Origin of the sequence: Psychrobacillus psychrodurans, from assembly GCF_050209195.1 — a bacterium.
GTDB classification, from domain to species: domain Bacteria; phylum Bacillota; class Bacilli; order Bacillales_A; family Planococcaceae; genus Psychrobacillus; species Psychrobacillus psychrodurans.
On sequence record NZ_CP189791.1, the window covers coordinates 39535 to 52034 of the forward strand.

At 35.1% G+C, this 12500-nt stretch carries 16 protein-coding genes; 15 read left to right on the top strand and 1 reads right to left on the bottom strand.

Annotated features, from left to right (window positions below; all coding sequences use genetic code 11):
* The first annotated feature begins 24 nt into the window (after positions 1-24).
* The 8 genes from ACQCPR_RS00165 to rsmI all read left to right on the top strand — a co-directional run bounded on the left by ACQCPR_RS00165 (position 25) and on the right by rsmI (position 5075).
* On the top strand, positions 25-354 hold the full coding sequence (locus ACQCPR_RS00165) for a cyclic-di-AMP receptor (protein WP_090570738.1): 330 nt from the start codon (positions 25-27) through the stop codon (positions 352-354).
* Positions 355-378: 24 nt separating this feature from the next.
* The gene (locus tag ACQCPR_RS00170) at positions 379-819 is read left to right on the top strand and encodes a YaaR family protein (RefSeq protein WP_090570741.1); all 441 of its coding nucleotides are present in this window, start codon (positions 379-381) and stop codon (positions 817-819) included.
* A 121-nt stretch (positions 820-940) separates the two neighbouring features.
* On the top strand, positions 941-1948 hold the full coding sequence (holB, locus tag ACQCPR_RS00175; RefSeq protein ID WP_093496465.1) for a DNA polymerase III subunit delta': 1008 nt from the start codon (positions 941-943) through the stop codon (positions 1946-1948).
* A complete protein-coding gene (locus ACQCPR_RS00180; RefSeq protein ID WP_090570747.1) occupies positions 1941-2771 on the top strand; it encodes a PSP1 domain-containing protein in 831 nt (276 codons plus the stop codon). The genes holB and ACQCPR_RS00180 overlap by 8 nt, the downstream gene beginning before the upstream one ends.
* A gap of 12 nt (positions 2772-2783) precedes the next feature.
* Positions 2784-3137, top strand: coding sequence for a DNA replication initiation control protein YabA (yabA, locus tag ACQCPR_RS00185; protein WP_241600587.1), 354 nt, complete (start codon positions 2784-2786; stop codon positions 3135-3137).
* Between the two features lie 63 nt (positions 3138-3200).
* Positions 3201-3947 carry a tRNA1(Val) (adenine(37)-N6)-methyltransferase gene (locus ACQCPR_RS00190; protein ID WP_241600585.1) on the top strand — a complete coding sequence of 249 codons (747 nt, stop codon included), beginning with the start codon at positions 3201-3203 and terminating at the stop codon, positions 3945-3947.
* Positions 3934-4197, top strand: coding sequence for a GIY-YIG nuclease family protein (locus ACQCPR_RS00195; protein ID WP_427137886.1), 264 nt, complete (start codon positions 3934-3936; stop codon positions 4195-4197). Before ACQCPR_RS00190 ends, ACQCPR_RS00195 begins: the two co-directional genes overlap by 14 nt.
* On the top strand, positions 4197-5075 hold the full coding sequence (gene rsmI / locus ACQCPR_RS00200) for a 16S rRNA (cytidine(1402)-2'-O)-methyltransferase (protein WP_090570886.1): 879 nt from the start codon (positions 4197-4199) through the stop codon (positions 5073-5075). The genes ACQCPR_RS00195 and rsmI overlap by 1 nt, the downstream gene beginning before the upstream one ends.
* A gap of 40 nt (positions 5076-5115) precedes the next feature.
* Here the strand turns inward: rsmI and ACQCPR_RS00205 are convergent, their stop codons facing one another.
* Complete coding sequence (locus tag ACQCPR_RS00205) at positions 5116-5391, bottom strand: AbrB/MazE/SpoVT family DNA-binding domain-containing protein (protein WP_090570759.1); 276 nt, start codon at positions 5389-5391, stop codon at positions 5116-5118.
* Between the two features lie 342 nt (positions 5392-5733).
* On the opposite strand from ACQCPR_RS00205, the gene metG reads away from it, so the two are divergent.
* From metG to ACQCPR_RS00240, 7 genes are all read left to right on the top strand, one after another.
* Entirely contained in the window at positions 5734-7680 is a 1947-nt protein-coding gene (gene metG, locus ACQCPR_RS00210) for a methionine--tRNA ligase (RefSeq protein ID WP_427137887.1), read from the top strand.
* 184 nt (positions 7681-7864) lie between these two features.
* A complete protein-coding gene (locus ACQCPR_RS00215; protein WP_427137888.1) occupies positions 7865-8635 on the top strand; it encodes a TatD family hydrolase in 771 nt (256 codons plus the stop codon).
* 118 nt (positions 8636-8753) lie between these two features.
* Complete coding sequence (locus ACQCPR_RS00220; protein ID WP_427137889.1) at positions 8754-9965, top strand: ubiquitin-like domain-containing protein; 1212 nt, start codon at positions 8754-8756, stop codon at positions 9963-9965.
* A gap of 89 nt (positions 9966-10054) precedes the next feature.
* Entirely contained in the window at positions 10055-10633 is a 579-nt protein-coding gene (gene rnmV, locus ACQCPR_RS00225; RefSeq protein ID WP_090570771.1) for a ribonuclease M5, read from the top strand.
* Positions 10618-11496: a 16S rRNA (adenine(1518)-N(6)/adenine(1519)-N(6))-dimethyltransferase RsmA gene (rsmA, locus tag ACQCPR_RS00230; protein WP_090570774.1), complete on the top strand. Its 879-nt coding sequence runs from the start codon at positions 10618-10620 to the stop codon at positions 11494-11496. The genes rnmV and rsmA overlap by 16 nt, the downstream gene beginning before the upstream one ends.
* 153 nt (positions 11497-11649) lie before the next feature.
* Entirely contained in the window at positions 11650-11913 is a 264-nt protein-coding gene (gene veg, locus ACQCPR_RS00235) for a biofilm formation stimulator Veg (protein WP_090570777.1), read from the top strand.
* Positions 11914-12044: 131 nt separating this feature from the next.
* Entirely contained in the window at positions 12045-12218 is a 174-nt protein-coding gene (locus tag ACQCPR_RS00240; protein ID WP_090570780.1) for a small, acid-soluble spore protein, alpha/beta type, read from the top strand.
* Positions 12219-12500: the final 282 nt, after the last annotated feature.

Below are 12500 nucleotides of genomic sequence, written 5' to 3' on the forward strand. Positions count from 1 at the left end.
AAATACTAATAGGGGTGAGTATCGATGAAATTGATAGTAGCGGTAGTGCAGGATCAGGATAGTAATCGGTTGTCTAATGCATTAACAAAGGCAAAGTTTAGAGCAACAAAACTGGCAAGTACAGGTGGTTTTTTACGTTCCGGAAATACTACATTTCTAATCGGTACTGATGATGCTCTAGTAGCTTCTGCTTTGGAATTAATAAGAGATAATTGTAGAGCAAGAGAGCAAATGGTAGCACCAGTATCTCCAATGGGTGGAAATGCAGATTCTTATATTCCTTATCCAGTGGAGGTTGAGGTAGGAGGAGCTACTGTATTTGTACTTCCAATTGAACAATTCCATCATTTTTAAAAATGAAGGAAGGAGTAGTAACTATTGAAGATAAATCAAGATATGCGCGTTGGTATAGATAATATTCGAAAAGACTCTATGCAGAATGGAAATCAGTCTGTTAAATTTGGTCAGATGATTACAAAACAGGAACAGCGCATGCAGACAGATGTGATGACACGACTTCTCGGAGATATTTCTACAGCAGGGGATCGTCTGGCGCGATCACGAAACTTACGTGACATGGCAAAGTTTAAAATGCTAATTCGAAAGTTCTTACACGAAGCTGTCGATTTTGGAATGGGATTAAAACAATCTCATACATGGAACCGTTTTGGTGAAGGAAGAAAGTTGAAACTAGTAGAAACAATTGATGAAAAATTAGTTGAATTAGCAGAAGAAATTTTAAATCAAGAAAAAAGTTCTATAGACTTGTTAGATAAAATTGGAGAGATAAAAGGCTTACTTATTAACTTATACACGTAAGTTTCCCGTGTTTTCGCATAATGCGAAACGCGGGATTTTTCAAAAAAAGCATATATTATAACTCAGTATCATTTTTGCACTGACTAAATGCTTGTACTTTTCTTAGAAAGAGGTGAAGGAGATGGAAAACTGGTCGATTGAAGGCGTAGAAAAATTACAACCGAACGTATTTAAACAAATTCAAACAATTGTATCTAAAAATCGAATCGGACATGCCTATATTCTAGAAGGAGCTAAAGGAACTGGAAAAAAGAAAGTTATGCAATTTTTTGTTCAGCTCATATATTGTGAAAATCCAGTAAATAATGTTCCATGTGAAACATGTCGATCATGTAAAAGATTAAAGTCCTTCAATCACCTTAATTTTATGCAACTGGAACCTGATGGTCAGTTTATAAAAAAGGGACAAGTAGATGAATTGGTTCATACGTTAAGTAAAACTACTATTGAAAAACAACGAAAAATATATGTAATACATCATGCAGACCAATTAAATGCCAGTGCTGCAAATACGTTATTGAAGTTTTTAGAAGAACCTCAAAGTGAGATTACGGCCATACTATTAACCGATAGAATGCATGCTTTACTTCCAACCATTCGATCCAGATGTCAGCACTTAACTTTATCTCCAATGCCAACTGCTATTTTAAAGCAGAAGTTAATAGAAGAGGGAATCACTGAATCTATGGCTTCTACTGTTTGTAAAATGACGAATCAAGTAGAAGAAGCAATTAATTTAGCGAAAGATGAGCAGTTTGGACTTGTAAGGAAATCAGTGTTAAAATTGGTTGAAGCAAATGGAAGAAGTGTTCAAGATGCATTGATGTGTATACATGAAGATTTTGGAACTTTGCTCAAAGAGAAAGAGCAGGCAGAACAAGCGTTAGATTTACTACTATTCGCATATCGTGATATAGTAGCTATAAAAGCAAGTCCCATCGCAGATTGTACTTTTCCAGATATGAATTCTTATTGGAAACAGGTTGCCCTACAAACAACGTATGAGCAATTATCGAAGCAATTAGAAATGATTTTACATGCAAAACAAAACTTGCATAAAAATATGAATCGAACACTGATGATGGAGCAGTTAATGCTTAACCTGCAGGAGGGATTTACTTTTGTATAATGTGGTAGGAGTCCGCTTTAAAAAAGCGGGTAAAATATATTATTTTGATCCAGTGGATTTTGCTTTAGAGAAAGATGATTATGTAATCGTCGAAACAGCAAGAGGAGTGGAGTACGGTAAAGTAGTAGTTCCGATCAAGCAAGTTGAGGAACATGACGTTGTACTTCCTTTAAAACAAGTAGTAAGACCTTCTACGGATAAAGATCGTATTCAAGTAGAGGAAAATAGATTAGAATCAGCTCAAGCTCTTGCACTTGGGACTGACAAGATTATCGAAAGAAATCTTGAAATGAAGTTAGTTGACGTTGAATATACATTCGACCGAAACAAAATTATTTTTTATTTTACTGCAGAAGGTCGTGTAGACTTTCGAGATTTGGTGAAAGATTTAGCGTCAGTATTTAGAACTCGAATTGAACTTAGACAAATTGGAGTTCGTGATGAAGCTAAAATGTTAGGTGGTATAGGTCCTTGTGGTCGTATGCTTTGTTGTTCTACATTTCTAGGTGATTTTGAGCCAGTTTCTATAAAAATGGCAAAAGATCAAAATTTATCGTTGAATCCATCTAAAATTTCTGGACTTTGTGGCCGACTTATGTGCTGCTTAAAGTATGAGAACGATGAATATGAAACTGCTAGAGAACAAATGCCGGATATTGGTGATAAAGTTGAAACACCTGATGGGCTAGGTAGAGTAGTAAGTATGAATATTTTGGAGCGAATTTTACGTATAGAATTACCTGATCCACAACGTGTTCTAGATTATACTTTAGAAGAAATTACAAACCATGCAACAAATCAGGTGCAATGGTCGGGGCAATGAGGTGAATGTGTGATGGACCGCAATTTTTTTGATACAATTATAGATTTTGAAAAACAATTAGAGTCCACGCAGCTGCAATTTCGCGCTTTAAAAGAATTTGTGGCGATAATGGTTGAAGAACGTGAAGCGCTACAACAAGAGAATAATCATTTAAGACAACGACTCGATGAAATGCATGAAAAAGAATTAATGATTGAAAAATTGCGAGATGAGAAATTGAACAAGTTGGATGTAGGAGAGGGCCATGATAATCTCGCTCGTCTCTATCAAGAAGGCTACCATGTGTGTCATGTTCACTTTGGAAGTTCTCGTAAAGAAGAAGATTGTCTATTTTGTCTATCGTTTTTAAACAAACAAAACACATAAACAATTGACTGATGCCACTCCATAAGTGGGGTCAGTCTTTTGTTTTCCTTGGGGGTAACAATTATGGAACTATGGTTAAAGGATGACGAACGACTTGATTATTTATTGGCAGAAGATTTACGTATCATACAAAGTCCTTCTGTCTTCTCTTTTTCTTTGGATGCAGTATTGCTATCAAGATTTACATATGTCCCGATTAAAAAAGGGAAAATTGTAGATATGTGCTCAGGAAATGGAGCAATTCCATTATTTCTAAGTGCTCGGACAAAAGCCGAAATCATAGGTGTTGAATTACAAGAAAGGCTAGCAGATATGGCTACAAGAAGTGTTCAGTTCAATAACCTTGTAGAACAAATTACAATGATGACAGCGGATGTAAAGGGTATTGCTAAAAAGCTTGGTTCTGAAAAATTTGATGTTGTTACTTGTAACCCGCCCTATTTTCCAGCTCATGAGGCAAGTGAGAAAAATTTAAAAGAGCATTTGGCAATTGCTCGACATGAAATTCATCTTACCTTGGAGGAGGCAGTTCAATCTGCTAGCGAATTATTAAAACAAGGTGGAAAGGCTTCCTTTGTTCATCGTCCTGGTAGACTTCTTGATATTGTAACTTCGATGAGGGCTAATCGTTTAGAGCCTAAAAGAATTCGTTTTGTCTATCCAAAAGAAGGAAAGGAAGCAAATACATTGCTGATTGAAGGTATAAAAGATGGAAAGCCAGACTTGAAGATATTACCTCCTTTATATGTGTACGGAGATGATGGTAAATATACACAAGAAGTAAAAGAGATGTTGTATGGAAAAGAATGAAAAACAGCATACTTTTTACGTGTTAGAATGTAAGGATGGGTCCTATTACGCGGGTTATACGAATGATTTAGTTAAAAGAATAAATGTACATAATGCAGGAAAGGGAGCAAAGTATACACGTGCCAAGCGACCAGTTAATTGTATATATAGTGAACTGTACGAAACAAAGCAAGAGGCAATGCAAGCAGAGTACGCTTTTAAACAGCTAACAAGAAAACAAAAAATAAATTATATGGGGACAAGTAAATGATGAAATCTCAGAAATCAATTGAGCATGAACAAAGCAGCTGCTTGTATTTAGTTGCAACGCCCATTGGGAATCTAGAAGATATGACGATGAGGGCTATTCGAATACTAAAAGAAGTTGATATTATTGCAGCAGAAGATACAAGAAATACAAAAAAATTGTGTAACTACTTCGAGATTTCTACCCCTCTTATTAGTTATCATGATCATAACCTGCAGTCAGGCGGAGAAAAGCTGATGGAATTGTTAAGAGAGGGTAAACAAATAGCATTAGTAAGTGATGCGGGTCTCCCTTGTATATCTGATCCTGGTGCAGATATTGCTGCTAAAGCAGTAAAAGAAGGATTTGCGATTGTACCGATCCCTGGAGCAAACGCTGCACTAAGTGCTCTAATTGCATCTGGACTTTCAACACAGCCATTTTTCTTTTACGGCTTTTTAAGTCGCAATAAAAAAGAAAGAAAACTGGAAATTGAAAAACTTCAAAATAGACAGGAGTCCATTATTTTATATGAGTCACCACATCGCTTAAAGGAATCATTACGTGATTTACAATCTATTATTGAAGGGACACGTAAAATTGTACTAGCACGTGAGATAACAAAGAGATTTGAAGAGTTTTTAAGAGGTACGATTGACGAAGCTGTAGAGTGGGTGGAGCAGGCTGAGATTCGGGGAGAATTCTGTATAGTATTAGAAGGAAACGAAGATGCGGTAGAATCGAATGAAGAAACACCATGGTGGTCAGAACTAACACTAGAAGAACATGTGGACCATTTAATAGAAGAAAAACAGTGTACGTCAAAGGAAGCTATTAAAGAAGTAGCCATCCAAAGAGGTTTATCTAAAAGAGAAGTTTATCAAAATTATCATGTAGAGTAAAAAAACCGTAAACTTATAAAGTTTACGGTTTTTTTTCTAATTATTTTAAGTTACTTTGAATCTCTTTAATTAGTAATTCTGCACCTTCTGCACTTAGAATCAGTTTTCCGCCAACTAGACGTAGGTTGTCATCTGATACTTCACCAGTTACAGCACAAGTCATATTTGGCATATATTTTTTTAGGATGATTTTATCATCATCTACATAAATTTCTAATGCATCTTTTTCAGCAATACCCAGCGTGCGACGTAATTCAATTGGAATAACTACACGACCTAATTCATCAACTTTACGTACAATACCTGTAGATTTCATAAAAAATTATTCTCCCCTCAAGAGTGCATATTTTTCGCCAAGATTCGACATAAACCTCTTTTATGTAATATATCATACCAAGTACTGCCATTTTCGTCAATAATTAATGCTTTAGCGAAAGAGAGTAATATAATATTATTTTGATATTTAAATTAGTTTTTAATAAAAAATCCATTCTTTTAAAGGAAAATAGGAATTATTTTGATATATTATCTAGTTTTTTGAAGTTTGCTGTTTGGTAATTTTCATTCGACAAACATGAATAAATGAATTGATTGAAACAAACTCTTCATTTCGATAGAATAAAGAATAAAGAGAATCAACATTGGAGGCATCTTTACATTGAAAGATCAACAGAAAACATTCTATTTAACAACGCCTATTTATTATCCGAGTGGAAAATTTCACATTGGAACCGCGTATACAACCGTTGCTTCCGATGCAATGGCCAGATATAAAAGACTTAGGGGATATGAAGTTCGTTTCCTAACAGGAATGGACGAGCACGGTCAAAAAATTCAAGAAAAAGCACAGGAGGCAGGAAAAGAGCCTCAAATTTATGTAAATGAAATTGCAGAAGCGGCCAAAAAGGTATGGGCTTTAATGGATATTTCTTATGATGATTTTATCCAAACTACAGAAGAACGTCATACAAAAATAGTAGAGAAAATATTCCAGAAATTCTTGGATAATGGGGACATTTATAAGGGAGAATATGAAGGGTGGTATTGTACACCTTGTGAGTCTTTCTTTACTGAAACGCAGTTAATAGAAGGAAACTGTCCAGACTGTGGTCGTCCTGTTCAAAAAGTGAAGGAAGAATCATACTTCTTTAATATGAAAAAATATGCGGACCGTTTATTGGCATATTATGAGCAAAACGTGGAATTTATAGAGCCAGAATCTAGAAAAAATGAAATGGTCAATAACTTCATTAAACCGGGCTTAGAAGATTTGTCAGTATCAAGAACGTCCTTTGATTGGGGTATCAAAGTTCCAGGAGATCCTAAGCATGTAATCTATGTATGGGTGGATGCCTTGACTAATTATATTACCTCACTTGGTTATTTATCAGATGATGATTCTCTATTCCAAAAGTTTTGGCCTGCAGATGTCCATGTAGTAGGGAAAGACATCGTCCGTTTCCATACAATTTATTGGCCTATATTCCTAATGGCATTAGATTTACCATTGCCTAAGAAGGTTTTTGCTCATGGATTTATCATGATGAAAGACGGTAAAATGTCTAAATCGAAAGGAAACGTTGTATACCCAGAAATGTTAGTAGAACGTTATGGAATAGATGCAACACGTTATTTCCTACTGCGTGAACTTCCTTTTGGTCAAGATGGAGTATTTTCCCCTGAATCGTTCGTAGAGAGAACAAACTTTGACCTTGCAAATGATTTAGGGAATTTGTTGAATAGAACTGTTTCTATGATTAATAAATATTTCGATGGTAAAATTCCAGTAAGTCAAAGTGAACCGACAGAGTTTGATGAAACGTTACAGGGATTTACAAAGGAAACAATTGATAAATATGAAGCAAATATGGAAAAAATGCAGTTTAGTTTAGTGCTTGGGGATTTATGGGCTTTAGTATCACGTACAAATAAGTATATTGATGAAACTCAACCATGGGTACTTGCAAAAGACGAAGCAACTAAAGGGCAACTGGCTTCAGTTATGACACATTTAGCAGAAAGTCTTCGACAAATTGCAACTCTTGCCCAACCATTTATGACGAATAGTCCGAAACAAATTGCAGAGCAAGTTGGTTTTACAGTAGATTATTTGCAATGGGACTATTTAGGTTCATTTAATGTTATTAAAGATGGTACTTCAGTAATAAAAACAGGAATTCCTATTTTCCCACGGTTAGATGTAGATGTAGAAGTTGCTTATATTCGTGAACAAATGAGGGGCTCTGTTCAAACACCTCAGGAAGAGGAAGAATCTCAAACAGAAGAAATTTCAATCGATGACTTTTTCAAGGTGGACTTACGCGTTGCAACTGTTTTATCGTGTGAGGCCGTACCTAAAGCAGATAAATTACTAAAGCTGCAACTAGATATGGGATATGAAAAGCGTCAAGTAATTTCTGGGATTGCCCAACATTACAAGCCTGAAGACGTTATTGGTAAAAAAGTAATTGTAGTAGCAAATTTAAAACCTGTGAAGTTAAGAGGAGAGTTATCTCAAGGAATGATTCTTGCAGGTGAAAAAGATGGATATTTGACACTTGCTACAGTGGATGAAAAACTTGAAAATGGTGCTCAAGTGAAATAATCGTTAAAATAGACCTGTCGTATTACAGACAGGTCTTTTGATTTAAAATAATATTTTCAAATACTATTTTAGAGGTCATTTATAAAACTAAACCTTATCAAAGTTGAATAAATTCAAATAGGTATTCTTTTAATAGTATTGCAAAGAATATAAAATAACCACTAATAGGTAAGGGGAAGATAAAATGTTTATTGATACACATGTACATTTAAATGCAGATCAGTACGAGGAAGATTTGCAAGAAGTGATTAATCGTGCACTAGAAGCTAATGTAAAAAAAATGGTCGTTATTGGTTTTGATCGTATCACGATTGAAAGAGCTATGAAGTTAGTAGAGCAGTATTCTTTTATCTATGCTGTAGTGGGATGGCATCCTGTGGATGCAATTGATTGTACAGAAGAGGACTTAAAATGGATTGAAGAACTTGCAGCACACGAAAAGGTTGTTGGTATAGGGGAAATGGGCCTAGATTATCATTGGGACAAATCTCCTAAAGATGTTCAACAGATATTGTTTCGAAAACAAATACGGTTAGCCCAAAAAGTAAAATTACCGATTATTATCCATAATCGTGATGCAACTGAAGATGTGATTCGTATTCTACAAGAAGAAGAAGCACATATTACAGGTGGTATCATGCATTGTTATGGAGGGAGTGTTGAAACGGCAAAGCAATGTATAGAGATGAATTTTATGATTTCCCTTGGTGGACCGGTAACTTTTAAAAATGCAAAGAAACCAAAAGAGGTAGCAACAAAAATTCCATTAGAAAATTTACTAATTGAAACAGATGCACCTTATTTAACTCCGCAACCTTATCGAGGAAAAAGAAATGAACCAGCTCTTGTGACACTAGTTGCGGAAGAAATAGCACGTCTAAAAGGAATTTCAATTGAAGAGGTGGCAGAAGTAACTACTAAAAATGCGGAATTATTCTTTGGTATAACGGAATAAAAAAGTACTAATATTAAGAAGATATTTTATATGTCCTAAATTTCAAAAAAAACCTTAACTGTTGACAACCTCTTTGGGACTCTATATAATCACTTCAGTGAACAAGGAGGCGTTTTTCATGTCAAATAATTCCATGAAAAACCTGTTCTTTCATTCATTGAGGAGCAAGCAAACCATAGTAACTGTAGTATCTTTACTATTGTTTCTTGCAGTAGTTTCTTTCGTTTTATTCGAAGGAACAAAGAAAACTGTTGCTTTAACAGTTAATGGTGAACAACAAGATATATTAACGCATGCAAATACAGTTGGTGAATTATTAGATAGTCATCAAATAGTAGTAGCCAAGGAAGACTTTTTACATCCCTCAGTGAACACATCAATCGAAAATAATTTGTCGATTGAGTGGGAGCAGGCAAGACAAATAGAAATCACAGTAGATGGTGAAATTCAAACACTTACAACTACTGATGACTTAGTTTCAGAAATACTCGCAAAGGCAAATGTTTCAGTTACTGAACATGATGCGATAACACCTGCTGCAGATGCAGAGGTTGGACCTAAAAACAAAATTGCTATTGAAAAAGCATTTGAAGTAACGCTTTTAGATGGTAATGAAGAGAAGAAGGTATGGTCCACTTCGACTACGGTCGCTGACTTTTTAAAACTATATAACATTCAATTGAGTGAATTCGACCGAGTAAAACAGAAAATGGATGAATTAGTAGTCCCGAATTCTGAAATACAAGTAGTGCGAGTAGAAAAGGTCACCGATGTAGTTGAGGAAGAAACAAAATTTGCGGTAGAAACGAAAAAAGAAGACTCACTACTAAAAGGGAAAGAAAAAGTAGTACAAGATGGTGTAAATGGAACTGTTTCACGGACTTATGAAGTAGTGAAAGAAAACGGTAAAGAGGTCTCTCGTAATATGGTGAACGAAAAGATTATTAAAGAGCCAACCAAAAAAGTGGTGGCAGTCGGAACGAAAGTCGTGACTGCTAGTGTTTCACGTGGAGCAAATTCGTCAGCAACTCCATCCACAGGGAAAGAATTTTATGTCACAGCAACTGCTTATACTGCTAGTTGTAACGGTTGTTCTGGCGTAACTGCAACAGGGGTTAACTTGAAATCTAATCCAAATTTGAAGATTATTGCAGTAGATCCTGGTGTTATTCCACTGGGGTCAAAAGTATGGGTAGAAGGCTATGGTTATGCGGTAGCTGGAGATACTGGTGGAGCTATCAAAGGAAATAAGATTGACGTATTTATGCCCTCTAAATCGAAGGCATATGACTTTGGTCGTCAAAAAGTACGCGTGAAAGTTTTAAACTAACTTTAATAGCTTTCCCTTTCGTTGATTGGGAAAGCTTTTTTGCGTTATTATAGATATAGTGGTGGAAAAACGGAAAAGAGGAAAACCAGTTGCAAATAAAAGAAATAATAGTTGTTGAAGGAAAAGATGATACAACAGCTATAAAACGTTCTGTAGAAGCAGATACTATTGAAACGAATGGTTCAGCTATATCTAAAGAAACACTTATAAAAATCCAACATGCTCAAGATAAACGTGGTGTCATTGTATTTACTGATCCAGATTACCCAGGAAGACGAATTCGCGCTATTATTGAAGAGCAGGTTCCGGGTGTGAAACACGCATTTTTGTCCAAAGAAAAAACAATAGCAAAAAATGGAAAAGGATTAGGAATCGAACACGCAAAGGACGAAGATATTCGCGCTGCTCTTTCTAATGTTTATACCCCAAAATCAGACAAAGAAACGTTTATCGAAATACCTCTTTCGATATTAGTTGATGGGCAATTAATTGGCCATCCCCATTCGAAGGAAAGACGAACAAGATTGGGAGAACTATTGAAAATTGGATATACCAATGGAAAACAGCTACAGAAAAGACTATCTATTTTTCAAATTAGTCAACAACAAGTGGAAGAAGCAATTGCACAACTCAATTTGGAGGAAAATAATATATGCAAAAAGATATAGCAACACCAATACGTACACAAGAGATACTAAAGAAATACGGGTTCTCATTCAAAAAAAGCTTAGGGCAAAACTTCTTAATTGACCCGAATATCTTACGTAATATTGTAAGCCATGCGGAACTTACGGTAGAATCTGCTGCAATTGAAATTGGACCTGGTATTGGAGCATTAACGGAGCATTTAGCGAGAACCGCAGGAAAAGTAGTAGCCTTTGAAATTGATCAAAGACTGTTACCTGTTTTAGCAGATACTTTATCACCTTACGACAACGTAGAAATTATTCATGCGGATATTTTAGAAGTGGATGTTCAACAAATGTTTGAAAGTCAGCTTCAAAACTATAAGGATGTTATGGTAGTTGCAAATTTACCATACTACGTAACGACACCGATATTGTTGAAACTGTTGATGGATCGTCTACCTATACGTGGTATGGTTGTTATGATGCAAAAAGAGGTGGCAGACCGAATCACTGCATCCCCCGGAACTAAAGCATATGGTTCTTTGTCTATTGCTATTCAGTACTATATGGAGGCAGAAATAGCAATGATTGTTCCTAAAGCAGTGTTTATGCCACAACCAAACGTAGATTCAGCTGTTATTAAACTTACTCGCCGTGAAGTACCGCCAATTCAAGTAATCGATGAAGAATTCCTATTTAAAGTTTCTCGTGGTTCTTTTGTTCAAAGAAGAAAAACAATTATTAATAATCTACAATCATCACTACCTAACGGGAAAGCGAAAAAAGATATTATCATACAAGCTTTAGGAAAAGTAGGCGTTGATCCAACAAGACGTGGAGAAACATTAAGTATAGAAGAGTTCGGAAAATTATCTAATGAACTATATGAAGAATTCCATTAATTTTACTTGTTACAAAATAAGTAATATTTATAAAAAAGTGAGCATAGCTATTAAATAAAAACGTTGACAACTGTATAGAATGATTGATAAAATATTTTGTTTGACAAAATTTAAAAACGGTGGTAAGATAGTAATCAGTGAGGTGTATGCGAAATGCCAAAAACTTTAGCTGATATTAAGAAGTCATTAGATCATCATTTAGGCAAACGTTTGCAATTAAAAGCAAACGGAGGACGGAAGAAAACAATAGAGCGTGCAGGTGTACTTAGAGAGACATATCATGCAGTATTTGTTATCGATTTGGATCAAGATGAAAACTCTTTTGAACGTGTATCTTATAGTTATGCAGATGTTTTGACCGAAGCAGTAGAAATCACTATTTTTGATGAAGCAAATAATTTGATAGTTGTAAAATGATTTTTTAGAACTTTTATTTCTTATTTTTATAATTTTAAAAACCTCTTTTCTAATTTTTTATTAGAATAGGGGTTTTCTTTTGGATTGCGGACATACTAAAAAAGCTAGTTGTTCCAAAGGAGGATTCACCTATGTCTAGAAAAGGGATAATGTCTAAAGAATTAAAAGAAGAGATAGCCAAAGATCTTGGATTTTATGAGGTAGTCAAAACCGAGGGCTGGGGAGGAATTAAATCACGTGATGCAGGTAATATGGTAAAACGAGCAATTGAAATGGCTGAACAGCAAATGAAATCACCAAAGTAAAGAAGCATATACCATAATTATTCATTGATGTACTAATGCACACGAGAGACAAAACTAAAGAACAACTAGCACAAAGAAAAGACGGAGCAATCCGTCTTCTCTTTTTTAAATATTTGTGCGTGGAATTTGGATCCATATAATGTGTAGTAACCTAATAAAATCTAGCATAGCTTATCGCCATAATTAATTATTTTAAGGCGGAACAAATTTTTACTTCTGTTTTCAAGATTATCTCTTCTCTACTTACTTTTTTAAGGTCCTGACCAGTTTCTGAAAGTTGTA

What these genes read in the sequence shown, in the direction of transcription:
- ACQCPR_RS00205 (WP_090570759.1), bottom strand. Translation starts at nt 5,391, where the DNA reads ATGAAATCTACAGGTATTGTACGTAAAGTTGATGAATTAGGTCGTGTA.
- ACQCPR_RS00195 (WP_427137886.1), top strand. Translation starts at nt 3,934, where the DNA reads ATGGAAAAGAATGAAAAACAGCATACTTTTTACGTGTTAGAATGTAAG.
- ACQCPR_RS00220 (WP_427137889.1), top strand. Translation starts at nt 8,754, where the DNA reads ATGTCAAATAATTCCATGAAAAACCTGTTCTTTCATTCATTGAGGAGC.
- ACQCPR_RS00215 (WP_427137888.1), top strand. Translation starts at nt 7,865, where the DNA reads ATGTTTATTGATACACATGTACATTTAAATGCAGATCAGTACGAGGAA.
- ACQCPR_RS00165 (WP_090570738.1), top strand. Translation starts at nt 25, where the DNA reads ATGAAATTGATAGTAGCGGTAGTGCAGGATCAGGATAGTAATCGGTTG.
- holB (WP_093496465.1), top strand. Translation starts at nt 941, where the DNA reads ATGGAAAACTGGTCGATTGAAGGCGTAGAAAAATTACAACCGAACGTA.
- ACQCPR_RS00240 (WP_090570780.1), top strand. Translation starts at nt 12,045, where the DNA reads ATGTCTAGAAAAGGGATAATGTCTAAAGAATTAAAAGAAGAGATAGCC.
- rsmA (WP_090570774.1), top strand. Translation starts at nt 10,618, where the DNA reads ATGCAAAAAGATATAGCAACACCAATACGTACACAAGAGATACTAAAG.
- yabA (WP_241600587.1), top strand. Translation starts at nt 2,784, where the DNA reads ATGGACCGCAATTTTTTTGATACAATTATAGATTTTGAAAAACAATTA.
- ACQCPR_RS00190 (WP_241600585.1), top strand. Translation starts at nt 3,201, where the DNA reads ATGGAACTATGGTTAAAGGATGACGAACGACTTGATTATTTATTGGCA.
- rsmI (WP_090570886.1), top strand. Translation starts at nt 4,197, where the DNA reads ATGAAATCTCAGAAATCAATTGAGCATGAACAAAGCAGCTGCTTGTAT.
- veg (WP_090570777.1), top strand. Translation starts at nt 11,650, where the DNA reads ATGCCAAAAACTTTAGCTGATATTAAGAAGTCATTAGATCATCATTTA.